Here is a 24,064-nt window from a genome sequence, read left to right as displayed (position 1 = left end):
TTGCTCATGTCTGCTTCCCACCGCCGCACAGTCATCGGCGGCGCACTCGCCATCACGCTCGGGCTCACCGGGGTCGCCTGCGGCGACTCGGACGAGGGCACCCCGGCCAACGGCCTGGAGAAGTCCGATATCACCTTGGGCACGATGACCGTCGCCGACACCACGCCGGTTCAGATCGCCATCGACAAGGGCCTGTTCAAGGCCGAGGGCCTGGACGTGAAGACTCAGGTCATCCAGGGCGGCGCCGCGGGTATCCCGCTGCTGAAGAGCGGTCGGCTGGACTTCAGCTTCGGCAACTACGTCTCTCTGTTCACCGCCGGCGTCAAGGACCCCGGCTTCAAGCCGAAGATCGTCGCCGAGGGTTTCCAGAGCGCCTCCAAGACCCACACGCTGATGGTGCGCAAGGACTCCCCGTACCGCACGGTCCAGGACCTCAAGGGCAAGAAGATCGGCGTCAACACCCGCCGCAACATCAGCACGCTGCTGGTCCGCGCCGCCGCCAAGCCCGTGAACGTGGAGTTCGACGAGGACGAGAACTTCGTCGAGATCCCTCCGCCCAACATGGAGCAGAGCCTGAAGTCCGAGAGCGTCGAGGCCGTCCAGGCGATCGAGCCGTTCGGTACCCAGATGGAGCAGTCGATGGGCGCCCGCATGGTCGCCGACCTGTCCAGCGGACCGACCGCCGACTTCCCGATCGCCGGCTACGCCGCCACCGAGAAGTTCATCAAGGAGAACCCGAAGACGACCGCCGCCTTCCAGCGCGCACTGCAGAAGGCGCAGGGCATGGCCGCCGACCGCAAGCTCGTGCAGGACACCCTGCCGACCTTCGCCAAGGGCATCGACTCCAAGGTCGCCTCCACGATGAGCTACGGCACCTTCCCGACCACGCTGAGCGCCACCCGCCTCCAGCGCGTGGCGGACCTGATGCACGAGTTCGCCTACGTGGAGAAGGAAATCGACGTCAAGCAGTTCATCGCCGACTCCGCCGCATGAACTTTCGCCGTATCGCTTTCGGCGCCGCCGGGGCTGCCGGGGTGGTCGTCCTCCTTGAGGCCGTGAGCCGTGCCGGCCTCATCGACGAGACCGCCCTGCCCCCGGCGTCGACCGTTCTGGGGGAGGCCGGGAAACTGGCCGTCGACCAGGACTTCCTCCTCGACGTCGGGGCCACGATCCGGGCGTGGTTCGGCGGGCTCGCGCTGGCGGTGCTCGTGGCGGTCCCGCTGGGCGTCCTGCTCGGCTCGGTCCCGCTGCTGGGCACCGCCTCCCGCGCGCTGGTCGAACTCCTGCGCCCCATCCCCTCGGTCGCGCTGATCCCGCTCGCCATCATCCTGTTCGCCGACCCCACGCAGATGAAGATGTCCTTGATCTTCTACGCCTGCCTGTGGCCGATCCTCATCAACACCCTGTACGCGCTCCGCGACGTCGACCCGGTCGCCAAGGAGAGCCTGCGCGCGTTCGGGTTCGGGACGCCGTCGGTCCTGTGGCGCGTCTCGCTCCCGAGCGCCGCGCCGTTCATCACCACCGGCGTCCGCATCGCGGCGTCCGTCGCCCTCATCGTCGTGGTGAGCACCGAGCTGTTGGCCGGAGGGGTCAACGGCGTGGGAATCTACCTCAGCTCCACCCAGGCCGGCGGCGGCCGGACCGACCTGCTGCTGGCCGGGGCCGTCTGGGCCGGTGTGCTCGGACTGCTGGCCAACCTGGCCCTTCTCGGGCTAGAACGGGTGGCGTTCCGCTGGCACAGCGCCCGCGTGGAGGGGATCGCATGAGGGCCCTGAAAGCCCTGCGAGGGTTCGTCGAACGCGCCTGGCTCGTCGTCCTCTTCGTCATCGGGTGGGAGCTGATCACCCGTGCGGTGAACGAGACCTATTTCCCGCCGCCCAGCACGATCATCAAGGCGCTGCACGAACTCTGGTTCTCGGGGCCCGCGTCCAGTTTGTTCCTTACGGACAACGCGACGGACGACTTCTCCACCAGCCTGACCCACCTCTTCGTCGGATGGGCCGCCGCGGGCGCCGTCGGCGTCGTGGTGGGCGCGGCGATCGGACGGTCCCAGGTCCTGTACGACATGGCGTCCCCGGTGCTGGAGTTCCTGCGGGCCGTGCCGCCGCCGACGCTGCTGCCGTTCTTCATCATCGTGTTCCAGCTCGGCGCGACGATGCAGATCGTCACGATCGCGTTCGGCGTGGTGTGGCCGGTGCTGCTCAACACCTGCGACGGCGTCCGCACCGTGGAAAGCCTCCAGCTGGAGACGGCCCGGGTGTTCGGCATCGGCCGGCTGCGCCGGATGGTGACGATCATCCTCCCGGCGGCGGCACCGAAGATCTTCGCGGGACTCCGGGTGGCGCTGTCGTTCGCGCTGATCCTCATGGTCATCTCGGAGCTGTTCGGCAGCACCGCGGGCATCGGCTCCGAGCTCATCGGCGCCCAGCGGGCGTTCGAGCTGCCCCGGATGTGGGCCGGCATCGTCATGCTGGGCATCCTCGGGTTCCTGTTCAACGCCGTCTTCATGCTCCTGGAACGACGCCTCCTGTCCTGGCACGTCGGCGCGCAGCGGCTCGCGAACTGACGACGACCCCATGCTGACCCTCAGAACGCACACACAGAAAAGGCGGCCGCGATGCTTCAGATAACCGGCCTCACACACTCCTACGGCGACGGCCACCGAGCCCTCGACGGCCTGGACCTCACCGTCCCGGACGGGCAGCTCGTCAGCATCGTCGGGCCGTCCGGATGCGGCAAGTCCACCCTGCTGCGCTGCATCGCCGGGCTGATCCGCCCGACCGGCGGGAACCTCACCCTGGACGGGAAGCCGATCACCGGCGTGCCCGACGACCTCGCCGTGGTGTTCCAGGACTACAGCCGATCGCTGTTCCCCTGGCTCAGCGTCCGCGACAACGTCGCGCTGCCGCTGCGCCGGCGCGGGAAGTCGCGCTCGGAGCGGCGCGCCGCCGCGCAGGAGGCCCTGGAGTCGGTCGGCCTGCACGACGCGGGCCGCAAGTACCCGTGGCAGCTGTCGGGCGGGATGCAGCAGCGCGTGTCGATCGCGCGTGCGCTGGCCTACCGCCCCTCGCTGATGCTGATGGACGAGCCGTTCGGTTCCGTGGACGCCCAGACCCGGGAGGACCTGGAGGACCTCGTTCTGGAGGTGCACCGCACCCAGAAGATGACGATCCTCCTGGTCACCCACGACATCGATGAGAGCGTCTACGTCGGTGACCGGGTGGTCGTGCTGAACCGCTCGCCCGCCCGGGTGCACGCCGACCTCCAGGTCGGGCTGCCCTCCGTCCGGGACCAGATCGACACCCGGGGTCTGCCCGAGTTCGTCCAGCTCCGGGCCGAGGTCGGCCGGCTGGTCCGCGGCGGCGCGAAGGTGCCCGGCGCGGCCCCCGCCGGCGCACAGTCCGGGTCGGCGAAGCCGGAGGCGGAGGACCTGAAGGAGTCCGCCGCGGGCCAGGGCACCAAGCCCGCCCGCTGAACGGCCCGCATGTGAAGACCGCCGCCACGAGCGGCGAACGGGAACGAGACCGGGGCGGACGGGGCCGCCACCACACCGGCCCCGCCTGCCCCGGACGAACGGGAGGCGATTCATGCGCGTACTCATCGTGGGTGCGGGGATCGGCGGGCTCACCACCGCGTTGAGCCTGCACGAGGCCGGTGTCGAGGCCCTCGTCGTCGACTCCGCCGTCCGGCTCCGGCCGCTCGGCGTCGGCATCAACCTGCTCCCCCACGCCGTCCGGGAGCTGACCGAGCTGGGGCTCGGCGACGAGCTGGCCGGGATCGGCATCCCGACCGCCGAGATGGTGCATTTCGACCGGTACGGAGGCCGTATCTGGGCCGAGCCCCGGGGGCGGGAGCTCGGCTACAAGTGGCCGCAGTACTCGATCCACCGCGGGGAGCTGCAGATGACGCTGCTCGACGCGGTCCTGGCACGGCTCGGCAAGGACGCCGTCCGCACCGGAACCGTGTTCGAGGGCTTCGAGCAGGACGGGACGCAGGTGCGCGCGCGCCTGCTCGACCGCGCGTCCGGGACCGCCGGCACCGCCACGGCCGACGTGCTGATCGGCGCCGACGGGCTGCACTCCGCCGTCCGCGCGCAGCTCCACCCGGGCGAGACCGCGCCGCGGTGGAACGGCATCAGGATGTGGCGCGGCGTCACCGAGGGCGAGCCGTTCCTGAACGGGCGGGCCCTGGCCGTCGCGGGCAGCAACGCCGCCTCCAAGATGGTCGTCTACCCGATCTCCATGCGCGCCGAGCGCCGCGGCCGGGCGCTCCTCAACTGGGTCGCGGAGGTGAAGCTCGCCGGCGACCGGCTCAACGACACCGCCGACTGGAACCGGACGGGCCGCCTGGAGGACGTGCTCCCCTACTTCGCGGACTGGACGTTCGACTGGCTGGACATCCCGGCGATGCTGGCCGCCACGACGGAGATCCTGGAGTACCCGATGGTCGACCGGGACCCGCTCGACCGCTGGACGTCCGGCCGGGTGACCCTGCTCGGCGACGCCGCCCACCCGATGTACCCGATCGGCTCCAACGGCGGTTCGCAGGCCGTCCTCGACGCCCGCGTCCTGGCGCACGAGCTGGCCAGGGCCGCCGATCCCGCCGACGGGCTGCTCGGCTACGAGCACGAGCGCCGCGAAGCGGTCAACCGCATCGTGCTGGCCTGCCGGGACATGCCCGCCGACCGCATCCTGCAGACCGTCAGCGAGCGCGCACCGCGGGGTTTCGACGCGATCGAGGACGTCCTGGAGCCGGCCGAGCTGAACACCATCGCGGGCGCCTACCGGCAGACGTCGTTCTCCGACGTCGAGACGCTCAACACCCGCCCGTCCTACACGCCCTCCGGCTGAGCACCCGCTCCCCGCTCCGACGGCGCGGCGAGCCCCCGCCTCGCCGCGCCTTCAGGTCTCTGTCACAGCGGCCCGCCGGACTGGCGCCGCTCCCTGGAGGTCGCCGTCGTCCACGACGGCGCGCCCGTTACGTATCCGAGCGCACCGACGGGCGCTTGCGTCCACGGGTCGTCGTGGCCGCCGCCGCCAACACCATCCGGGCCCTGGCGGCCTACTTGCTACTTGGCGTCGGCGTAGCGTTCCACGACCGCGATCTCCATGGGGAACACGACCGGGGTATCGCCGAACAGGAGCCGCCGCGCCTCGTCCGCCGAGGCGCGGACGGCGTCCGCGACGTCCCCGGCCAGCTCGGCGGGCGTATGCACGATCACTTCATCGTGCTGGAAGAACACCAACCGCGGGGTGGAGGACGGGACGCCGAGCGGGGTGAGGCGGCGGCGCAGGGAGCCGAGGAGCGCGAGCGCCCAGTCCGCGGCGGTGGCCTGGACGACGAAGTTGCGGGTGAAACGCCCCCGGCTGCGCAGCGCCTGCGCCGCCGTGCCCTGGCGCGACCCCGAGGGCGCGTCGTCGTCGCCGGCCGAGGTCAGTGCGCGCCATCCGGCCGAGGGCGGCGGACAGGTGCGGCCCAGCCGGGACCGGACGAGGTGCCCGCGCTCCCCCGCCCGCGCGGCGGCCTCCACGTATTCGAACGCGTCGGGGAACCGGTTCTTGAGCACGGCGAGAAGCTGCACCGCCTCACCCGTCCCACCCCCGTACATGGCGGACAGCAGCGCGAGCTTGGCCTTGTCCCGCGCGGAGAGACCGTCCTCCAGCCCCCACCCGCCACCTTCCAACCGACGAGCTCCGCTCGGCGCTCCGGCGAAGGCGTCGGCGAGGGCCTCGTAAAGGTCGCCGTGGGCGGCGGCGGCCGCGAACGCCCGGTCGCCCGCGAGGGCGGCGAGCACCCGGGGTTCCAGCTGGGCCGCGTCCGCGACGACCAGCGTCCAGCCGGGATCGGCGACGACGGCCCTGCGCAGGACGCGCGGGATCTGCAGGGCGCCCCCGCCGTTCGTCGCCCACCGCCCCGACACCACGCCGCCGACCACGTACTCGGGACGGAACCGCCCGCCGCCGACCCAGGTGTCCAGCCACGCCCAGCCGTGGGCGGCGTGGAGCCGCGCGAGCTCCTTGTACTCCAGCAGCAGCGGCACGGCCGGATGGTCGAGCCGCTTGAGCACGTGCGCACGCGTGGACGGGACCGGCAGGCCCGCGGACGCGAACGCCTTGAGGATCTGCGCCGGGGAGTCGGGGTTGACGTGCGTGCGCGGGCCGAACGCCGCGCTGATCCGGTCGGCGAGATCCTGGAGCCTGCGGGGCCGCAGGCCACCGGACGGGCGCGGCCCGAGCAGCTCGGTGAGCAGCCCGTCATGCTTCTCGGCCGACCACGGCAGCCCGTCATGCGTCATCTCGGCCGCCACCAGCGCCCCCGCCGACTCCGCCGCGCCGAGCAGCCCGAACCCGTCGAGCACGGCCATGGCTCGCTGCTGCTCCGCGTGCACGGCGACGATCTGCTCGATGTCGTCGGCGGCCTTGTGCGCACCGTCGTCGAAAAGCGACGCCTGCGCCGGCTCTTCCTGCGGAGGCCGGTCCGCCGGCACGGGCTCCCCACGCGACCGCGCCCACGCCGCCCGGACCGAGCGCGGCTCCCCGTGCCGCCCCGCGTGCCCGAGCAGGAGGTTCTCGACCAGCTCCAGATCATGGCAGCGACCCACCCGCAGGCCCGCGTCCAGCAGCCTGGGATAGAGCCGCGCCGTGGACGCCCACACCCACCGCGGCGCCTCGCCCCGCTCCCACTCCCGAACGGCGGCGACCAGATCGGAGACGTCCTGAACAGGACCGGCGGGCGTCCCGTCCTCATCGAGCGGCCGCAGTACTCCCCCGTCCCCAGGCCCCGCAGCCACCGCGATCCGCACACGCCCATTCTGACCGCCGCCACCGACAGAACCCGAGGACAAGCGAAGACCCCTCCGCGACGGGTGCGCACGAAGGGGTCCCCAAGTCAGAAGGCCAGGGCCGTAGCCTTCACTTCTCCAAGTCTGAAGTTCTCCTAAGCCGCCACACCCACCAGCACCCACTACAGCGCCGACACCAGCCACCACAGCAACCCCGCGACAACCGGAACCGCTGCGATCGCGTCCGAAGGCAGGTTTCGAGCGAAGCGAGAAACCTGATCGCGAAGCGAGCCGCAAGGCGAGCCGGAGCGATGCAGCGATCGCACGCAGCGCCCGCCGAAGGGAGGGCCCCCAGGGCCCGACCGCCAAGGGAACTACAGACAACTACGCCACGAGGGAGACCTGCTGGCCTGCCGGGGTGTCGCCGTAGCGGTCGACGATCTTGTTGAGCTGGATCTGGTAGTACAGGACGCCGAAGCCGATGATGCCGAGCAGGAAGCCGATGCCTCCGCTGCAGGTCGCGGGGAGGCCGGCGGCGCGCTGCGCGGCGGCGATGCGGCCCGCGAGCTTGACCCACATGACCAGGGGCCAGATGCCGAAGGTGATGGCGCCGAAGAGCAGGGACAGCAACGCGTTCACGGCGGAGTTGCCGATGCGGCGGTCGTACTCGTGCAGCTCGTTGTGGACCTTGAAGAACCACACGAGGCCGTAGATGCCGAAGGTGATGATGGGCAGGCCGAGCCAGGCGCCGATCGGATTGCGGCGCTTCATGTTCGCGCCCGCGCCGACGGCGACGGGCGCCTGCTGCTGCTGTGCGGGCGCGTAACCGCCCTGATGGGCGTGCTGCTGGCCCTGGCCCTGCTGGGGATAGCTCATTGAGTCGCTCTCCTGTGATGCGGTCGTTCTTCGGTCGACCGCCCGTTACCGGTCACCCGTTGGTGCCTGAAGACAGTAACGGGATCGGCGCGCGTCGCGCGCCGACATCGCCGCCTTCGCCGACATTTCTGGGCGATTCTCCAAGCCGCGGGCCGCTAGCGCAGCGGAATCGTGACCTCGTCCTCGCAGGGCGGGGACGCCTCGTGGTCACCGCAGCCCGTGGCGGCGTGGCAGCGGATGCGGAGTTCCGATTCGGTCACGTCCAGGCGCAGGAAGCTCTTGAAGAACGGCGGGTCGTCCCAGTCGGCCAGTTCGGAGCGGAAGCGCTGCGGCAGCTTGTGGACGGGGGCGCGCAGCATCCGGGGACGGCGCTTGTCGCCGCGCGGGACGCCCAGGACGACCGCGACGAAGCGGGCGCGGCGGGACGGGGCCGGGCTCTCGTAGCCGCGGCCCGGCCTGATGCCGAGCCGGTGCCGGACGGCGGCGGTGGCGTCCTCCGGGGTGAGCTCGAAGAGCTTGGGCAGGCGCAGCCACCGGCCGTACAGCTTGCTGTAGCGGGAGAGGGAGTCGCCGCGCAGCGGGTAGCAGCGGAAGCGGTCCTCCTCCACCACGCGCGTCCGCGGGATCGTGTGGGTCGCGTGCATGAACGCGCCTCCGCCGCCGGAGACGATGTACTGGATCGTTCGCCCGTCGCCGGTCGCCAGCGGATAGCGCTGGTAGTTGTGGATGTCGCCGCCGATGGCCGCGACGTAGTTGTGCGCCGGATCCCGGACGATCTCGTCGACCGTCCCGCCGCCCTCGATCTTCCCCGGGCGGTGCTCGTCGTCCACGTACAGCGGCTTTCCGGTCACGAGCAGCTTGGGTTTCGGTCCCCCGGACACCTCCCGCAGCCAGCGGCCCTGGTCGCGGTCGACGACGCCCGTGATCCCCGTGTCGATCCCGACGATGCGCAGGGAGGGCGTGTCGATCGCCCAGTACGGCCCCGGCTGGACGCCCTGCTGCCCCGGGGCGCCCCGGTACCTGCGGCGGACCTCCGCGAGCGCGTCGGCGTCGACCTCGCCGGGGCGCCGCCACAGGAGGCGGGGGAGGAAGGAGAGCGGGCCGCGCCACGGCGGCGGCGAGCAGTCCTCGTCCAGGTCGCAGAAGACGTGGAGGAAACCGCGGAGGCCGTCGTACCAGTCGTGGTTGCCGGGCAGGGCGTAGATGGGCGCCGGGTAGTCCTGGTAGGGGCGGAAGAACTTGTCCGGGTACTGGTCGGCGTCCCCGGCCGGATAGATCACGTCACTGGCGATGATCATGAAGTCGGTGCCTGCCGCGGCGTTCAGCAGCGGCGGGACCACCGCGTACTGCGACCGGTCGCCCTCCCCGGTGTCGCCCAGCAGGGCGAACGAGAACTCCGGCTCCGAGCGGTGGACGGTGAACGCGGCCGGTGTCCCGCGCTCCCGCAGCGCGGCGACGCAGCGGCGGCGGATCGCGTTCGACGGGTCGCTGAACAGGCGCGCGAGTACGTCGTTGCGGGAGCGCCACAGCACTCTGGGATGGCGCCAGGAGAAGTCGGCGACGCGCTGGGGCAGACGATCGTGGAACGTGCCGGGCTTCTGGCAGACCCACCCGGCGCCCGCCTCGGAGGTGCGCGAGTTGTCGGGGACGGGATACTCCTCGGCACACACAGGACGCCTCCGGCGGATCGAGCCGCTCCGTCCGGAGTGTCACGGGGGCCGGGCAGACCGCCGGGCGGAAGGCTCAGGTAGGGGGTTGGTCACAGCCTGTCGGGAGGCGATCTCGGCAGTCAAGCGACTTGCCGCGGCCAAGCGTGTGATCTTCCCGGATGCCCGTGGTCGATGCCCGTGGTGCGTGCCCGTGGTTAGGTGCTCGCGGTGGGCGCCGGCGCCACCCCCAGAGACGCCGGCGCCACCACGACGAGGGCGTCCGCGCTCATCATGAGTCCCCCCAGAACGGCGAGCAGTCGCCTTCTCATGATGCGTCCGCAGACGGCCCCAACGGTCCCTTAACGGGACGTAACTGACGTTATCCGAAGGCCCGTAATGCGAGCGTAAACCGACCCGAAACTTCACCCCCAGAGCCGCGGACCCGGGGCCGCCGCTGGTCAGGGGGCCAGAACGCGCAGCGCGCCCGGCATCACCTTCGCCGTGACCGGCAGCACGCCGGGCAGCTCGCCGTCGGCGCCGTACGGGAGCGTCCTGCCGGGCGGGCCGGCCAGCTCGATCCGCACCTCGCGCCCCCGCATCACCTCGACCTCGGGCCGCCGCACATGCGAGCCGTCCTCCAGCTCCCGCATGACGGCGAAGAAGAGCTTCTTGGGACCGTTGCGGATCAGGATCACGTCGAGGAGGCCGTCGTCCACCCGCGCGTCGGGGGCGATGTGCCTGCCGAACCCGTAGTAGCCGGAGTTGGCGGCGACGACGGTGTAGCCCTGCCGCGAGCGCGACTCGCCGTCCACGGTGATCAGGTAGTCGGCGGCACGCCAGGAGATGATCGCGCGCAGGGCCCCGACGTAGTAGGCGGCGGAGCCGCGCAGCAGCCGGGTCTTGTTGGCGTTGTCGTTGGCGACGGCGTCCACGCCCGCGTAGACGCTGCCGAGGACGGGCGTGCCGTTGGCCTCGATCGCGTCCACGGGCCGCGGCTCGCCCTCCAGCAGCAGCTTGGCCAGCTCCTCGGGGTCGGACGGAACGCCGAGCTGCCGCGCGAAGTCGTTGCCGCGCCCCGCCGGGACGATGCCGAAGACCGCGTCCTTCCCGGCGTCCAGCCCGGCGAGGGCGCCGCCGACGCAGCCGACCATGCCGTCGCCGCCGACGCCGAGCACCACGCGCCCGGTCCCGGCGGCGGCGCGTGCGACGCCGGCCGCGTGCTCCAGGCCGCGGCTGTACTCGACGGCGACGTCGGCGCCCGCCTCGCGCAGCAGCCGGGCCAGCGTGATCAGCGACGAGGCGGACGCGGAGCCGCCCGCCGCCGGGTTGACGATCGCGGTGAACGAACGCGCACCGTGGTCACGGACGGGCTCCGGCATGATGGCTACTCCTTTGCGGCAGGCGGGACGAGGACACCGGGGTTGAGGATTCCGGCCGGGTCGACCCGGTCCTTGACGGCGCGGATCACCGCCGCGCCCAGCGGCCCGATCTCCCGGGCGTACCAGTCGCGGTGGTCGGTGCCCACACCGTGATGATGGCTGATCGTGCCGCCCGCGTCGATGATCGCGTCATTGGCGGCGCGCTTGGCCACGTCCCAGTGCGCCACCGGATCCTTACCCTGTGCGGACACGACGGTGAAGTAGAGGGAGGCCCCGGACGGGTAGACGTGCGAGATGTGGCACATCACCAGCGGAGGCGTGCCCCCGCCGGACAGGGCGCCGATCAGGGCGCACCGGACCGCCTCGTACAGCTTGGGGACGTCCGTCCAGAACGCGGCGGTCTCCAGCGTCTCGACGAAGGCGCCCACGTCCAGCAGCGCGTCGCGCAGGTAGGGGGCGTTGAACCGGCCGTGCTCCCAGTTCTCGCCCGGACCCGCGCCGAGCGGCTCGCCACCGGCCGCGCGCATCACGTCCGCGGCTCTGGCCCGCCGGTCGGCGACCCGCTCCGCGGCCCCCTCGAACCCGAGCACGGCGAGACACCCCGCACCGCTCGAACCACCTTCCAGAGGACGGGCCCCGCTCGACGTCCCGTCCTCCAGCCCCCGCCCACCACCTTCCAACGGACGAGCTCCGCTCGGCGTCCCGCTCTCCGGCTGCGCTTCGTCCGGGGACCCGATGGCGGACGGGTCGGCCAGTCCGATCATGGTCTCGGTCTCGTCGGACAGCCGCAGGACCGCGGGCAGCGGGCCGTCCTGGACGAGCCGGCGCAGCGCGGCGGCGCCCTCGTCGAACGACGCGAACCGCCAGCCCTCGTACTCCCGGGCCTCAGGGACGGGATGGATCCGCACGGTCACGGAGGTGATCACGCCGAACGCGCCCTCCGAGCCGAGGACGAGCTGCCGCAGGTCGGGCCCGGCGGCGGACTTCGGCGCCCGGCCGAGGTCCAGCGGGCCCTCGGGGGTGGCGACGGTCAGCCCGACCACCATGTCGTCGAAGCGTCCGTATCCGGCGGACGCCTGCCCGCTGGACCGCGCGGCCGCGAACCCGCCGATCGACGCCCACTCGTACGACTGCGGGAAGTGCCCGAGCGTGTAGCCGCGCTCCGCCAGCAGCGCCTCTGCGTCCGGGGCGCGCAGCCCGGGCTGCAGGACGGCCGTCCGGGCGACCTCGTCGACCGAGACCAGCGCGTCCATGCGGCGCAGGTCCAGGGCGACGAACGTGCGGGGGGCCGCCGCGCCGCCGCCCGGCTCGGGGGCGAGCCCGCCGACGACCGAGGTGCCGCCGCCGAACGGGACCACCGCGATCCGGCGTCCGGCGCAGAACCGCAGCACGGCGAGGACCTCGTCGTGCCCGCCGGGCAGGACGACCGCGTCCGGCGCGTCCGAGGCCTCGCCGCCGCGGATGCGCAGCAGGTCGGGCGTCGACTTGCCCCGCGTGTGCCGGACGCGCGTCTCGGTGTCGGCGCGCACGTTCGCGTCGCCCACGATCTTCGACAGCGCGGTCAGGTCACCGGCCGCCAGCCGGCACTCGGGGACCTCCACCTCCGCCAGCGCCGCCGGGGGCCGTTCGGCGGGCCGGACGCCCAGCATGTCGCGCAGCAGCCCCACCACCGGCTCCGGCAGCGGCGCGGCCCGCTCGGGTTCGCCCCAGCCGCTCCACAGCATGTCCCGCGTCTCCACCCGCGCCTCCCGTCATCGGCGTGCCGCCGATCTCGGATGTGTGCTTACACTGTGACACATGACGTCGAATCGTCACAACGAGCCGGACCGCAACGGGCAGGGCGGGCGGACCGCCGACGACACCGTGCTGGACGCCGCCCGCGACTGCGTGCTCGCCGTCGGCGTGCGCCGGACGACGCTGACCGACATCGCCCGCCGCGCCGGCGTGTCCCGGATGACGCTGTACCGCCGATGGCCGGACGTCCGCACGATCGTCGCCGACCTGATGACCCGCGAGTGGGTCGGGCTGAGCGACACGCTGCACCCTTCCGAGGACGGCGGCCCCGTGCGACCCCGGTTCGTGGACGGCGTCGTCGCCGGCGTCCGGGCGTTCCGCGACCACCCGCTGCTCCGCAAGATCATCGAGGTGGATCCGGAGCTCCTGCTCCCCTACGTCCTGGACCGCCTCGGCGCGAGCCAGCTGGTCTTCCTGGAGCTGTTCGAGGAGGGGTTGAAGGCCGGGCACGCCGACGGCACCGTCCGCCGCGACCATCCCGCCCGGCAGGCGCGGTCGGTGCTGCTGGTCGTCCAGTCCTACGTGCTGTCGGCGCCGACGATGCTCGACGAGTCCGATTCCGACCTCGATTCCGACGCCTTCGACGCCGGACTCCGCCACATCCTCGAACGGATGCTCGCGCCGTGACCCGGCCGGCCCGGCCCGTTGGCGCGGCCGGGCCCCGCCGCGCCCATCGTCCCCGCCCGAGCACGGCGGGGCCTACGGAGGAGACCTGATGACCGGCTTCGACGCACGGACGTCCCTCAACGCGGCGCGACGGGAACGCGAGCTCGCCGCCCTGCCGGACGAGGTGGTGGACGTCCTGGTCGTCGGCCTCGGCGCGACCGGGGCGGGGGCCGCGCTGGACGCCGCGTCGCGGGGGCTGTCGGTCGCCGCGATCGACGCCCACGACCTGGCGTTCGGCACGTCGCGGTGGAGTTCCAAGCTGATCCACGGCGGGCTGCGCTACCTCGGGTCCGGGCAGTTCGGCGTGGCGCACGAGAGCGCGGTCGAGCGGGGCGCGCTGATGAGGCGCACCGCCCCGCACCTCGTCCGCGCGCTGCCGTTCGTGATGCCGCTGACCCCGATCGTGCCCGGCTCCCGCGCGCTCGCCGTCGGCGCCGCGCTGGCGGCGGGGGACGTCCTGCGGCTCACCGCCCGCACCCCGCGCTCGGTGCTCCCCGGCCCGCGCCGCCTCTCGGCGGTCGAGACGCTGCGGCTCGCGCCGCCGCTGCGGGCCCACGGGCTGCGCGGCGGGCTGCTGTCGTGGGACGGGCAGCTCGCCGACGACGCCCGCCTGGTCACCGCGCTCGCCCGGACGGCCGCCGGGCACGGCGCCCGCATCCTCACCCGCTGCCGGGCGGTCACGCTGACCGGTGACGGCGCGCTCGTCCGGGACGAGCTGACCGGCCGGGAGATCACCGTCCGGGCGCGGTCGGTGGTGAACGCCGCCGGCGTCTGGGCGGGCGGCCTGGTGGAGGGGGTGCGGCTGCGCCCGTCGCGCGGCATCCACATCGTGATCGGCGCGGGCTCCCTGCGCGGGCTGTCGGCCGGGATGCAGATCCCGGTCCCGGGCGCGGTGAGCCGGTTCATGCTGGTGCTGCCGCAGGACGACGGCCGCTTCTACGTGGGCCTCACCGACGAGCCCGCGGACGGGCCGATCCCGGACGTGCCCGAGCCGACCGAGGGCGAGATCGGGTTCCTGCTCGACATCCTCGGCTCGGCGCTGGACGTGCCCGTCCGGCGATCGGACGTCCTCGGCGCGTTCGCCGGGCTGCGCCCCCTGCTGGACCTCGGCCACGGCCGCGACACCGCCGACATCTCCCGGCGGCACGCCGTGCTGCCCTCCCGGGACGGCGTCGTCACGATCGTCGGCGGCAAGCTCACCACGTACCGGCGGATGGCACAGGACGCGGTGGACGCGGCGATCCGCGTCCGCGGCCTCGACGCCGGGCCGAGCCGGACCGCCCGGCTGCCGCTCGCCGGCGCGGCCGCGCGGGACCGGCTGGACGTCCTGGACGCGCCGCCGCGCCTCGTCCAGCGGTACGGGGTGGAGGCGCCCCTGCTGACCGCGCTCGCCGACGAGGACCCGGCCCTGCTCGAACCGGTCGTCCCGGGGCTGCCGGTGCTCGGTGCGGAGCTGGCCTGGGCGGTCCGGCACGAGGGCGCCCTCGACACGGGCGACCTGCTGGACCGCCGCACCCGGATCGGGCTCGTCGCGTCCGACCGGGCGGTGGCGCTGCCGGCCGCGGAGGCACTGCTCCCACGCGCCGCAGTGCGCTGATTCCGCCCACCTGGTTTCAGGCCGCGGTGTTAGGTTACCCTTACCTAATCGCTTGAAGATCGACGGGGGGTCTCCTCTTGACGCGCGGAAACGGCTGCGGGCACTGTCCCGGCAGCCACACGGGCGAGCGGCCGTGCCTGGCGAGCGCGACCGCGAAGGCGCGCGCCTGGCTGCTCATCGAGCATCCCGGCCCGTGGCCCGAGCGCGTCGAGGACCTCGCGGAACCCGCGCCGGTCGCCGAGGCGGTCCGCGCGGCACAGCGGGCGGGCGTCCGGCCCCAGCTGATCCGCCGGCCGGGACGCCGCCGCGGCAGCCCGCCCGTCCAGGTCCACGCCGCGTTCTCGCACGGAGACGAGGTGTGGATCGAGGGACGGGAACTGGCCGATCCCGCGGAGCTGGCGGCGCTCGACCTGGACGCCCTCGCCGCGGGCCGGACGCCCGGCCTCGGGGAGCCGGTGGCCGAGCCGGTCCTGCTGGTCTGCACGCACGGGCGCCGCAACGCCTGCTGCGCCCGGACCGGGGCGCCGCTGGCCCGCGCCCTCACCGCGCGTTTCGATCGCCTCGTCTGGGAAACCACCCATGTCGGCGGTGACCGATTTGCAGCGAATTTGGTATGTCTTCCACACGGGATCTACTACGGGGAACTGGGCGAGGCTCAGGCCGTGACGGCCGTCGACGCCTATCTGCGGGGCGAGGTCGTCCTCGACAGGCTGCGCGGACGCGCGGGGACGCCCGAGGCGGCGCAGGCCGCCGAGCACTTCGTCCGCGCGCACACCGGCAGGCTGGGGCTGGACGCCGTGAACGTGGTGTCGCTCACGGGTGGAACATCTCGGTACGAATCGGTCGTTGCCGTACAGGAGAGCCGTTACCGGGTCGTCATGGAGACCGCGCAGCAGTCCGCCCCGTGCGGGCCGGACTGCGGGGAGAACTTGAAAACCTACGTTGTTAGGGAACTCACCCTTCTCAACGAGGCGGCCCTCGTGTAATCTCTCGGAGGCCCCATTCGAGGGTCTCCCTGTCGCACGTCCCCAGGTTTCCGGCTTAACCGGACGGGGAACAGAGCGGCGGCTCCGGACGTTGGACCATTCGGCGCTTCTGACTTCACGTCGCCTGAAGCATGTCGAGCGTCCATGTCCTGAAATTGTTCGAACCAATCAAGGTGGGTGTTCCATGGCTCAGGTACGTCGGCAGGCAAACCTCCCTCGTCCCAGCTGGGGCTGGCAGGACGCCGCGGCGTGCCGGGGGGAAGACCTCGTCCTCTTCTTCGGCCCCGACGGCGAGCGTCAGCCCGAGCGGGAGATCCGTGAACGCAAGGCGAAGCAGATCTGCATGGGCTGCCCCGTCCGCACGGAGTGCCTGGACTACGCCGTGTCCAGGCCCGAGAAGTACGGCACGTGGGGCGGTCTGAACGAAGACGAGCGCGCGTCCGAGCGCCGCCGCCGGATGCGTCGCGCCAACGCCGCCTAGCCACTACGCAGGCCGCCAGAACGCTCCCATCGCGAACCCCGGCACGCCACCGAGAAACGACACGGCCCCGCCCCGCGGGGCCGTTTGCGTTGCCCGGCTCCGGTCCGCACGGACCGGAGCCGGGCGCTTCATCACATCTGCGTCACATGTGACTCAGATCGCCCCGCCTTTCCGCGGAACCGCGCTTTTACCGCAGCCCTCATCGCGATGCGGCCATTTTCCGAAAATCACCGCACCTTTCTTGCCCGCGCCCCCGCCCGGTGCCCGGCGGGGGCCCGGGGTCAGCCCGTCTCCCGGTCGCGCGCCGCCCGGTCCAGCCAGGCGATCACGTCGTCGTCGGTGAGCTGCTCGAAGTCGCGATACCACTGGCCGACCGCGCGGAACTCCCACGGCGCGGCCGGCACCACCATGTCGTCCACCTCGGCCTCCAGACCGTGGACGGTCTCCGCGGCGCCCACCGGCACCGCCAGGACCAGCCGGGACGGCCCGCGCTCGCGCAGCGCGCGCACGGCGGCCCGCGCGGTCCCGCCGGTGGCGAGCCCGTCGTCCACGACGATCACCGGCCGGCCCGCCGTCTCCGGCAGCGGCCGTCCGCGCCGGTAGGCCTCGACACGGCGGCCCAGCTCGGCGCGCTCGGCCGCGACCGTGGCCTCCAGGTCGCCCTCGCGCAGCCCCAGCCGGCGCAGCAGGCCGGCGTCGAACACCGGGGAGCCGCCCTCGGCGATCGCCCCGACGCCGAGCTCCGGCTGCGGCGGGTACCCGATCTTGCGGGTCACCAGGACCTCCAGCGGGGAGCCCAGCCGCCGCGCGATCTCATGCCCGACGGGGACGCCTCCCCTCGGCAGCGCGAGCACGGCCGCGCCCTCCAGGCCCATCGGCGCGAGCCGCTCGGCGAGGACCCGGCCCGCCTCGGCTCGGTCGGTGTAGGGGAGCCGGACGCTCTCGGTCTGCTGGACGTCGTCACGTGCGGATCTGTTCCAGGACATCGGCGCACCCCCTTCCGGGGAAACCCCTACCCACTCCCGGAACGCGCACCGGTCCGACCGCCGCCCGGGTGCGGCGTCCCACCTCTCAGAGAGGGCCCGCGCCGCAGGTCGGCGCGCTCAGGCGCCGGTCAGCCAGCGGAGCGGATTGTCCCGCAGGATCGTCTCCAGCGTCGCGTCGTCGGCGCCAGCGGCCCGCAGGGCCGGCAGGAACGTGTCGAACAGGTATCCGAAGCCGGCGCCGCCGTACCGGGTGACCTGCGCCATCCGGGAGATGCCGGTGCTCAGCAGGACCCGGGAGGCGTGCCCGGCCTCCAGCAGGTCCATGACGCACCGGACGCGGGCCCCGACGGCCGCGTGGTCGTCCCCCGCGAGGCCGAGGGTGCCGAACGAGACGTAGCCGCCCGACTCGGCGATCTTGCGGTGCTGGCCGGGGTCGTCCACCCGGTCCTGCTGCCCGACCGCGACGCGCTCCGGGGACAGCCCGGCGGCGGTGAGGATCTCCAGCTGGGCCAGGCCCGCGCGGCCGTAGGTCGCCACCGACAGCCCGGAGTAGCGGGCGGCCCGCGCGGCGGCGCGCAGGCACAGCTCCTCGGTCTCGGTGGGCGCCTCGCCCCAGGTGCCGATCTCGCCGATGACCCCCGGCAGCGAGTTGGTGCCGTCCATGCCGAAGCCGACCTCGGCGAGCAGCCGCTCGGCGAGCCGCTCGACGCCGGACGGGCCGTCCGGCCGTTGCCGGGGTGCCCGGGGGGTCGTCCCCCCGGAAGGACTCGGCGCGGTGTCCGCGGCGAGGGCCTCCCGGACGAACGGGGGATGGAACGGCTCGGTGAACACGCCGGTCCCGGCGACCACGGCCACGCGGGCGCCCGCGCTGATCCGGGCGAGCGCGGCGGCGTTGCGTCCCATGCCGGAGCAGGTGAGGTCCACGACCAGGCCGAGCCCGTGCTCCTTGCGCAGCGCGGTCAGCTCCCGCTGGACGGACTTCTCCTCGTCCAGCCAGCGGCCCGGGTCGGACCCGGCCAGTTTCGGGCGCGCCGGCCAGCGCAGGTCCATCTGCAGGTGCTCGTGGGAGAGCACCGGTCCGGTGATGTCGGACGTCGCGATCATGCCGGTCACGGTCCGGAGCCGGCCGGTCTCCACACGGGGGGTCATGTCACGCGAGGTTACGACATGTATTGCCTTATCAGGACCTTAACCGGGGTTGTTTTTACCCTCCGTGGCGCCGTCGTCCTCCGCCTTCCCGGCCTGCGCCTCGCGGACGGCCCGCGCCCGCGCGGTGTCTGCGCCGGGCCACCGCAGGTCGATCTCGGCGTTCAGCGCGGCGCCGATCAGCACCGCGAGCGCCGCCACGTACAGCCAGGCGAGGACCGCGATCGCGGCGGACAGCGGCCCGTACAGCGACACGCCGCTGAGCGACCCGGCCAGGAAGAGCCGCAGGCCGAAGCTGCCGACGATCCAGATGAGCAGCGCCAGGACGGCGCCGGGCAGGTCGCGCCACCAGGACGTCCGCACCGGGACGCTCAGGTGGTACAGGGTCGCGAGGAAGACGATCGACAGGCTCACCACGACCGGCCAGTAGAGGGCCTGGACGAACTCGGCGCTCTCCGGCAGCGCCCGCTGCACCAGCGTGGGCCCCGCCACCAGCATCGGGATGACGATCAGCATGACCAGCAGGCCGATCAGGTACAGGAAGAACGCGCGCAGCCGGGTGCGGATCACGCCGCGGATGCCCGAGAGCCCGTAGGCGATGCTGATCGTGTCGATGTAGACGTTCGTCGCCCGCGACCCCGCCCACAGGGAGAGCAGGAAGCTGAGCGAGATGATGTCGGGGCTGCCGCCCGCGATCACGCCGTCGATCAGCGGGACGACGACCGTGTCGATGGTCGGGGCCGTCAGCACGGTGCCGGACTGGTCGATCACCCAGGTGCGGATCTCGTCGACGGTGCCGGGGCCGAGCATGCCGCTCAGGTGGCCCATCGTGCCGATCAGCCCGATGACCAGCGGCGGCAGCGACAGCAGCGCGAAGAACGCGGCCTCGGCGGCCAGGCCGGTCACCCGGTAGCGGAACGCGCCGACCGCGGTGCCCTTGGTCAGGTCCCAGGCGATCCGCGGGGACGCGACGGCGGCCGTGCGGGCACGGTCGCGCAGTCGCTCGCGGCGGCCCGGCTCCGGGTCACCGGGATCAGGGCCACCGGGATCGCCCGGCTCGAGGCCGCCCGCGTCAGGCGCGCTCGCCTCAGAACCACTCGTGTCGGAACCGCCGGACTCCGGGACACCGGCGCCGGCGCCCACCGCGTCGCGGCCGCGCGGGGCGGCGGCCGGGATCGACGCGCCCCGGCCCTCGTCCTGGTCGGCGTCCCCGGCGGTGGGGACGCCCTCGGCGCCGGAGACGGTGGTCACACCGACCCAGCGTAGGGCGTTGTGTACCCGGAACATGGCGCGTGGCCCATTTCAGTGATCGCCTCCCCCACCCCGAGCATCGCCTGGGCGTGCGGTCCGTCCCCCACGCATCGCTTGGCTCATACCCGCTTGGACGACCCGGAACGTCGATCGGATCGTGATCATTATCAGCCTGCCGGCCGATGAACCGGGCACTTGGCTTCATAGGCGACAATGGATGACATGATCTGCCAGTCCTGCCGAGAACGCCGCCACGGGGAGTGCCGCGGCGGATCCTGGTGCGACTGCCAGCACCAGCCCGTCCCGGCGCCGCCCGAGGGCGAGCGGCGACGGGGCCAGGACGACGAAGTCCCGCCGGCGGAGCCTCCGGTCAACTGGAGGCGCCAGGGATGATGACGTATCTCACCCGTCCGCGCGCCGGACGTAACTGGACAGTTCGCGAGACCGCGTGTCAGAGTTCAGGTATGACTGCTGCGGACCCGTTGCTGGCCAAGCGCCGGCACGTCGACTTCCTGCGCGTCCGCAGCGCGATCTGTCGGTGACGCCCCGAACACGCCCCTGCTCAGCCGGGCGCGTGGCGTATCGGCGTCATCTTTGACCTCACCCTGCTCAGCGTCGAGCCGGCTGCCTCTGACTGCCGGTGCGCTACGCGTCCTCCACGACCACAGACGAGGACGCGCGCCGTGCCACCCGCGATCAAGCGCAAGAAGGCCGAGGGCCAGTGGGCCCTGGGCTACCGCGAACCGCTCAACAAGAACGAAGAGAACAAGAAGAACGACGACGGCCTGAACGTCCGCCGCCGCATCATCGACATCTACTCCAAGAGCGGATTCGACTCGATCGACCCCGCCGACCTGCGCGGCCGGTTCCGCTGGATGGGCCTGTACACCCAGCGCAAGCCCGGCATCGACGGCGGCAAGACCGGTGCGCTGGAGGACGAGGAGCTCGAGGACCGCTACTTCATGATGCGGGTGCGGATCGACGGCGGCCAGCTGAGCGGCCCGCAGCTCCGCACGATCGCCGACGTCTCGACCCGGTACGCCCGCGGCACCGCCGACATCACCGACCGGCAGAACGTCCAGCTGCACTGGGTGCGGATCGAGGACGTCCCGGCGATCTGGGAGGCGCTCGAGGCCGTGGGGCTGCACACGATGGAGGCGTGCGGGGACGTCCCGCGCACCATCATCGGCTGCCCGCTCGCCGGGATCGCCGCCGACGAGGTCATCGACGCGACGCCGCAGCTGCGCGACATCCACGACCGCTACATCGGCTCCCCCGAGTTCTCCAACCTGCCGCGCAAGTACAAGACGGCGCTGTCGGGCTGCACCTCGCACTGCACCGTCCACGAGATCAACGACATCGCGTACGTGGGCGTGGTGAACGAGGAGGGCGAGACCGGCTACCAGCTGTACGTCGGCGGCGGGCTGTCCACCAACCCGATGTTCGCGCAGAGCCTCGGCGTGTTCGTCAAGCCGGAGCAGGCCACCGAGGTCTGGCACGGCGTCACCTCGATCTTCCGCGACTACGGCTACCGGCGGCTGCGCAGCCGCGCCCGGCTGAAGTTCCTGATGAAGGACTGGGGCGCGGAGAAGTTCCGCGAGGTGCTGGAGAAGGAGTACCTCGGGTACGCGCTGCCGGACGGCCCCGAGCCCGCCGCGCCGACCGCCCGGCGCGACCACGTCGGCATCCGCCCGCAGCAGGACGGCAACTTCTACGTCGGGTTCGCCCCCCGCGTGGGCCGTGTGAGCGGTGAGATGCTCGGCGTCATCGGCGACCTGGCCGACCGGTACGGCTCGGGCCGGGTGCGGACGACCATCGAGCAGAAGATGGTGATCCTGGACGTCCCGGAGGAGAACACCGAGGCGCTCGCCGACGCGCTGGCCGAGCACGACCTCCAGGTCCGCCCGTCCACGTTCCGGCGCCAGACGATGGCGTGCACCGGCATCGAGTACTGCAAGCTCGCGATCGTCGACACCAAGCAGCGCTCCATGGACCTGATCGACGAGCTGGAGAAGCGGCTCCCGGACTTCGACCAGCCGCTCACCATCAACGTCAACGGCTGCCCCAACGCCTGCGCCCGCATCCAGGTCGGCGACATCGGCCTGAAGGGCCAGCTGGTCGTGGACGAGAACGGCGACCAGGTCGAGGGGTTCCAGATCCACCTGGGCGGACAGCTCGGCGCCTCGTTCGGCAAGAAGGTCCGCGGGCTGAAGACCACGTCGGCCGGGCTGACCGACTACATCGAACGGGTCGTCCGCAACTACGACAAGCAGCGCGACGAGGGCGAGACGTTCGCCGAGTGGGTGCACCGCGCCGACGAAGCGGACCTCAAGTGAGCGCAGCGACCCCCGGGGCGTCCCCGGGCGGTGAGCGGATGGCGCCGTTCTACTGCCCGTACTGCGGCGAAGAGAACCTCGAACCGCGCGAGGAGCACGGTTCGTGGTTCTGCCCCGACTGCGTCCGTTCCTTCACGTTGAAATTCCTCGGTGTCGGCACGCCCGGCACCGTGAACAAGGAGACCCCTCGGTGACCCTTCTGGAGACCGACAGACCTGCCCTCGACCTCGAAGACGTCGTCGAATCGGCGGCCGCCGCGCTGGAGGACGCGTCCACGCTGGAGATCATCCGCTGGGCCTCCGCCACGTTCGGCGACCGCATCTGCCTCACCTCGTCCATGTCGGACGCCGCGCTGATCCACCTGGTGTCGAAGGTCAAGCCGGGCATCGACGTCCTGTTCGTCGACACCGGCTACCACTTCGCCGAGACGATCGGCACCCGGGACGCGGTCGAGGCCGTCTACCCGGTGAACGTCGTCAACGTCACCCCGTCCCGCACGGTCGAGGAGCAGGAGGCCGCGCTCGGCCCCCGGCTGTTCGGCCGCAATCCCGACCTGTGCTGCCACCTGCGCAAGGTGGAGCCGCTCGGACGCGCGCTGGAGGGCTACATGGCCTGGTTCAGCGGCATCCGCCGGGACGAGACCGCGAGCCGCCGCGACCGCCGCGTCGTCGAGTGGGACCGCAAGCGCGGCATGGTCAAGGTGAACCCGATCCTGGACTGGTCCCAGGAGGACATGGACAACTACATCGAGGACAACGGGGTGCTGGTCAACCCGCTGCACTACGACGGCTACCCCTCGATCGGCTGCGCGCCGTGCACCCGCCCGGTCTCGCCCGGCGAGGACCCCCGCAGCGGCCGCTGGGCCGGGCTGGGCAAGACCGAGTGCGGTATCCACCTGTGAGCCGGCCGACGGCGGCGCCGATGGTCGCGGTGGCGCACGGCAGCCGCGACCCGCGCGCCGCCGCGACCGTCACCGAACTGCTCGACGGCGTCCGGGACCGCCGGCCGGACGTGCCCGTCCACGCCTCGTTCCTGGACCACGGCCCGCCCGCGCCCGACCGCGTCCTGGACGGCCTCGCCCGGGACGCTGAGCGGCCGAGCGGGGCTCGTCGATTGATCGGTGGTGGGTGGGGGCCGGAGGACGGCGCCGTCGTGCTGCCGCTGCTGCTGACGGCCGCGTACCACAGCAAGACCGACATCCCGGGGGTGCTGAGCCGGGTCCGCGCCCGGCATCCCCGGCTGCGCCTGCACACGGCCGAGACGCTGGGCCCGCACGGGCTCCTGATGGACGCGCTGGAGCGCCGCCTGTCCGACGCCGGCGTCGAGCCCGGCGACCCGGACACGGCCGTCGTGCTGGTCTCGGCGGGGTCGAGCCACGCCTCCGCCAACGCCACCATCGCACGGCTCGCGCGCGAGTGGCGGCCGCGCGGCTGGCGGGACGTCGTCCCGGCCTACGCCTCCGCCGCGAGCCCGGGACCGGCCGAGGCGGTGGCGGCCCTGCTGGACGCCGGCGCGCCGCGCGTGGCGGTGGCGTCCTACTTCCTGGCGCCGGGCTACTTCGCCGACAAGGTCCGGACGGCCGCGCTGGACGCCGGAGCCGCCGCGGTCTCCCCCGTGCTCGGCGCGGCCCCGGAGGTCGCCGAGCTGGTCGTCCGCCGCTACGACGAGGCGCTGGTCGCCTCCCGTACCGCGACCGCGGTCTGACCGGGCGTTCGGCGCCCGGCCGGGCGGGTATGCGGGCTGCCATGAAGCACGACGATTCCGGACACGAGCCGGAGCAGACGCACGACCGCGACTTCGCGCCGGTCAACGAGGACTCCGACGCCCGAGGGCGGACCGTCCGCCGGGCCTCACCCGCCACCGGTCGATCGACGGGCTCCGCTCGGCGCCCCGCCGCGGGCGGGCACGGCACCAGCGGCACCGGCACGCCGGGCGTGGAGATCGAGCACCCCGACACGCTGCCGCCCGACGAGGAGGGCGTCGAGGAGGCCGAACGCCACGACGACTCCCGCCGGTAGCTACTTCTTCTGCTTCCACCAGGAGGCGAATGCGCGGCGCAGCGGGGCGTGGTGCTCGTCGTCGACGATCTTGACGTCGCCCATGATGGCGTGGGCGGTGACGTGGACGACGGGGACG

22 protein-coding genes are annotated in these 24,064 nt (G+C 72.6%); 14 read left to right on the top strand and 8 right to left on the bottom strand.

Annotated elements, in window-relative coordinates:
- The first annotated feature begins 6 nt into the window (after positions 1-6).
- The 5 genes from E1281_RS09065 (at position 7) to E1281_RS09045 (ending at position 4,850) form a co-directional block, all read left to right on the top strand.
- Entirely contained in the window at positions 7-993 is a 987-nt protein-coding gene (locus E1281_RS09065) for an ABC transporter substrate-binding protein (protein WP_131876821.1), read from the top strand.
- Positions 990-1,766 carry an ABC transporter permease subunit gene (locus tag E1281_RS09060; RefSeq protein WP_131876820.1) on the top strand — a complete coding sequence of 259 codons (777 nt, stop codon included), beginning with the start codon at positions 990-992 and terminating at the stop codon, positions 1,764-1,766. The genes E1281_RS09065 and E1281_RS09060 overlap by 4 nt, the downstream gene beginning before the upstream one ends.
- On the top strand, positions 1,763-2,566 hold the full coding sequence (locus tag E1281_RS09055) for an ABC transporter permease (RefSeq protein WP_131876819.1): 804 nt from the start codon (positions 1,763-1,765) through the stop codon (positions 2,564-2,566). The genes E1281_RS09060 and E1281_RS09055 overlap by 4 nt, the downstream gene beginning before the upstream one ends.
- 51 nt (positions 2,567-2,617) lie before the next feature.
- Positions 2,618-3,475, top strand: coding sequence for an ABC transporter ATP-binding protein (locus tag E1281_RS09050; RefSeq protein WP_131876818.1), 858 nt, complete (start codon positions 2,618-2,620; stop codon positions 3,473-3,475).
- A 112-nt stretch (positions 3,476-3,587) separates the two neighbouring features.
- On the top strand, positions 3,588-4,850 hold the full coding sequence (locus E1281_RS09045; protein WP_131876817.1) for a flavin-dependent oxidoreductase: 1,263 nt from the start codon (positions 3,588-3,590) through the stop codon (positions 4,848-4,850).
- A 218-nt stretch (positions 4,851-5,068) separates the two neighbouring features.
- Here the strand turns inward: E1281_RS09045 and E1281_RS09040 are convergent, their stop codons facing one another.
- From E1281_RS09040 to E1281_RS09020, 5 genes are all read right to left on the bottom strand, one after another.
- On the bottom strand, positions 5,069-6,802 hold the full coding sequence (locus E1281_RS09040) for a bifunctional 3'-5' exonuclease/DNA polymerase (RefSeq protein WP_131876816.1): 1,734 nt from the start codon (positions 6,800-6,802) through the stop codon (positions 5,069-5,071).
- A gap of 363 nt (positions 6,803-7,165) precedes the next feature.
- Positions 7,166-7,657 (bottom strand): DUF4234 domain-containing protein, encoded by a 492-nt coding sequence (locus E1281_RS09035; protein WP_131876815.1) that lies wholly within the window; start codon positions 7,655-7,657, stop codon positions 7,166-7,168.
- Positions 7,658-7,812: 155 nt separating this feature from the next.
- Positions 7,813-9,327: a metallophosphoesterase family protein gene (locus E1281_RS09030; RefSeq protein WP_131876814.1), complete on the bottom strand. Its 1,515-nt coding sequence runs from the start codon at positions 9,325-9,327 to the stop codon at positions 7,813-7,815.
- A 437-nt stretch (positions 9,328-9,764) separates the two neighbouring features.
- Positions 9,765-10,685: a diacylglycerol kinase family protein gene (locus E1281_RS09025; RefSeq protein ID WP_131876813.1), complete on the bottom strand. Its 921-nt coding sequence runs from the start codon at positions 10,683-10,685 to the stop codon at positions 9,765-9,767.
- A gap of 5 nt (positions 10,686-10,690) precedes the next feature.
- Positions 10,691-12,409 (bottom strand): FAD-binding oxidoreductase, encoded by a 1,719-nt coding sequence (locus E1281_RS09020; protein WP_131876836.1) that lies wholly within the window; start codon positions 12,407-12,409, stop codon positions 10,691-10,693.
- A gap of 73 nt (positions 12,410-12,482) precedes the next feature.
- Between E1281_RS09020 and E1281_RS09015 the strand changes: the two genes are divergently transcribed.
- From E1281_RS09015 to E1281_RS09000, 4 genes are all read left to right on the top strand, one after another.
- A complete protein-coding gene (locus E1281_RS09015) occupies positions 12,483-13,106 on the top strand; it encodes a TetR/AcrR family transcriptional regulator (RefSeq protein WP_131876812.1) in 624 nt (207 codons plus the stop codon).
- Positions 13,107-13,194: 88 nt separating this feature from the next.
- A complete protein-coding gene (locus tag E1281_RS09010) occupies positions 13,195-14,742 on the top strand; it encodes a glycerol-3-phosphate dehydrogenase/oxidase (RefSeq protein WP_131876811.1) in 1,548 nt (515 codons plus the stop codon).
- Between the two features lie 77 nt (positions 14,743-14,819).
- Positions 14,820-15,728 carry a sucrase ferredoxin gene (locus E1281_RS09005; protein WP_131876810.1) on the top strand — a complete coding sequence of 303 codons (909 nt, stop codon included), beginning with the start codon at positions 14,820-14,822 and terminating at the stop codon, positions 15,726-15,728.
- 184 nt (positions 15,729-15,912) lie between these two features.
- Positions 15,913-16,209 (top strand): WhiB family transcriptional regulator, encoded by a 297-nt coding sequence (locus E1281_RS09000; RefSeq protein WP_021600082.1) that lies wholly within the window; start codon positions 15,913-15,915, stop codon positions 16,207-16,209.
- 281 nt (positions 16,210-16,490) lie between these two features.
- On the opposite strand, the gene E1281_RS08995 is transcribed toward E1281_RS09000, so the two are convergent.
- The 3 genes from E1281_RS08995 to E1281_RS08985 form a co-directional block, all read right to left on the bottom strand.
- The gene (locus tag E1281_RS08995) at positions 16,491-17,195 is read right to left on the bottom strand and encodes a phosphoribosyltransferase family protein (RefSeq protein ID WP_131876809.1); all 705 of its coding nucleotides are present in this window, start codon (positions 17,193-17,195) and stop codon (positions 16,491-16,493) included.
- Positions 17,196-17,312: 117 nt separating this feature from the next.
- Entirely contained in the window at positions 17,313-18,344 is a 1,032-nt protein-coding gene (locus tag E1281_RS08990; RefSeq protein ID WP_131876808.1) for an aryldialkylphosphatase, read from the bottom strand.
- A gap of 39 nt (positions 18,345-18,383) precedes the next feature.
- Positions 18,384-19,592 (bottom strand): YihY/virulence factor BrkB family protein, encoded by a 1,209-nt coding sequence (locus E1281_RS08985; RefSeq protein ID WP_243716726.1) that lies wholly within the window; start codon positions 19,590-19,592, stop codon positions 18,384-18,386.
- Positions 19,593-20,275: 683 nt separating this feature from the next.
- On the opposite strand from E1281_RS08985, the gene E1281_RS08980 reads away from it, so the two are divergent.
- The 5 genes from E1281_RS08980 to E1281_RS08960 are packed head-to-tail and all read left to right on the top strand — an operon-like array spanning position 20,276 to position 23,946.
- Positions 20,276-21,928: a nitrite/sulfite reductase gene (locus E1281_RS08980; RefSeq protein WP_131876807.1), complete on the top strand. Its 1,653-nt coding sequence runs from the start codon at positions 20,276-20,278 to the stop codon at positions 21,926-21,928.
- Positions 21,925-22,122, top strand: a complete 198-nt coding sequence (locus E1281_RS08975; RefSeq protein ID WP_347813276.1) for a hypothetical protein — start codon at positions 21,925-21,927, stop codon at positions 22,120-22,122. Before E1281_RS08980 ends, E1281_RS08975 begins: the two co-directional genes overlap by 4 nt.
- Complete coding sequence (locus tag E1281_RS08970) at positions 22,119-22,829, top strand: phosphoadenylyl-sulfate reductase (protein ID WP_131876806.1); 711 nt, start codon at positions 22,119-22,121, stop codon at positions 22,827-22,829. Before E1281_RS08975 ends, E1281_RS08970 begins: the two co-directional genes overlap by 4 nt.
- Before the next feature lie 20 nt (positions 22,830-22,849).
- On the top strand, positions 22,850-23,632 hold the full coding sequence (locus E1281_RS08965) for a sirohydrochlorin chelatase (protein ID WP_131876833.1): 783 nt from the start codon (positions 22,850-22,852) through the stop codon (positions 23,630-23,632).
- Between the two features lie 41 nt (positions 23,633-23,673).
- Positions 23,674-23,946, top strand: a complete 273-nt coding sequence (locus E1281_RS08960) for a hypothetical protein (protein ID WP_131876805.1) — start codon at positions 23,674-23,676, stop codon at positions 23,944-23,946.
- The last annotated feature ends 118 nt before the right edge of the window (positions 23,947-24,064 follow it).

It is taken from the genome of Actinomadura sp. KC345, from assembly GCF_004348515.1.
GTDB lineage: Bacteria > Actinomycetota > Actinomycetes > Streptosporangiales > Streptosporangiaceae > Spirillospora.
This window is presented reverse-complemented; position numbering and strand designations above follow the sequence as displayed.

What these genes read in the sequence shown, in the direction of transcription:
- E1281_RS09015 (WP_131876812.1), top strand. Translation starts at nt 12,483, where the DNA reads ATGACGTCGAATCGTCACAACGAGCCGGACCGCAACGGGCAGGGCGGG.
- E1281_RS09060 (WP_131876820.1), top strand. Translation starts at nt 990, where the DNA reads ATGAACTTTCGCCGTATCGCTTTCGGCGCCGCCGGGGCTGCCGGGGTG.
- E1281_RS08965 (WP_131876833.1), top strand. Translation starts at nt 22,850, where the DNA reads ATGGTCGCGGTGGCGCACGGCAGCCGCGACCCGCGCGCCGCCGCGACC.
- E1281_RS08995 (WP_131876809.1), bottom strand. Translation starts at nt 17,195, where the DNA reads ATGTCCTGGAACAGATCCGCACGTGACGACGTCCAGCAGACCGAGAGC.
- E1281_RS09000 (WP_021600082.1), top strand. Translation starts at nt 15,913, where the DNA reads ATGGCTCAGGTACGTCGGCAGGCAAACCTCCCTCGTCCCAGCTGGGGC.
- E1281_RS09035 (WP_131876815.1), bottom strand. Translation starts at nt 7,657, where the DNA reads ATGAGCTATCCCCAGCAGGGCCAGGGCCAGCAGCACGCCCATCAGGGC.
- E1281_RS09010 (WP_131876811.1), top strand. Translation starts at nt 13,195, where the DNA reads ATGACCGGCTTCGACGCACGGACGTCCCTCAACGCGGCGCGACGGGAA.
- E1281_RS09065 (WP_131876821.1), top strand. Translation starts at nt 7, where the DNA reads ATGTCTGCTTCCCACCGCCGCACAGTCATCGGCGGCGCACTCGCCATC.
- E1281_RS08960 (WP_131876805.1), top strand. Translation starts at nt 23,674, where the DNA reads ATGAAGCACGACGATTCCGGACACGAGCCGGAGCAGACGCACGACCGC.
- E1281_RS09020 (WP_131876836.1), bottom strand. Translation starts at nt 12,409, where the DNA reads ATGCTGTGGAGCGGCTGGGGCGAACCCGAGCGGGCCGCGCCGCTGCCG.
- E1281_RS08990 (WP_131876808.1), bottom strand. Translation starts at nt 18,344, where the DNA reads ATGACCCCCCGTGTGGAGACCGGCCGGCTCCGGACCGTGACCGGCATG.
- E1281_RS09055 (WP_131876819.1), top strand. Translation starts at nt 1,763, where the DNA reads ATGAGGGCCCTGAAAGCCCTGCGAGGGTTCGTCGAACGCGCCTGGCTC.
- E1281_RS09025 (WP_131876813.1), bottom strand. Translation starts at nt 10,685, where the DNA reads ATGCCGGAGCCCGTCCGTGACCACGGTGCGCGTTCGTTCACCGCGATC.
- E1281_RS09050 (WP_131876818.1), top strand. Translation starts at nt 2,618, where the DNA reads ATGCTTCAGATAACCGGCCTCACACACTCCTACGGCGACGGCCACCGA.
- E1281_RS09045 (WP_131876817.1), top strand. Translation starts at nt 3,588, where the DNA reads ATGCGCGTACTCATCGTGGGTGCGGGGATCGGCGGGCTCACCACCGCG.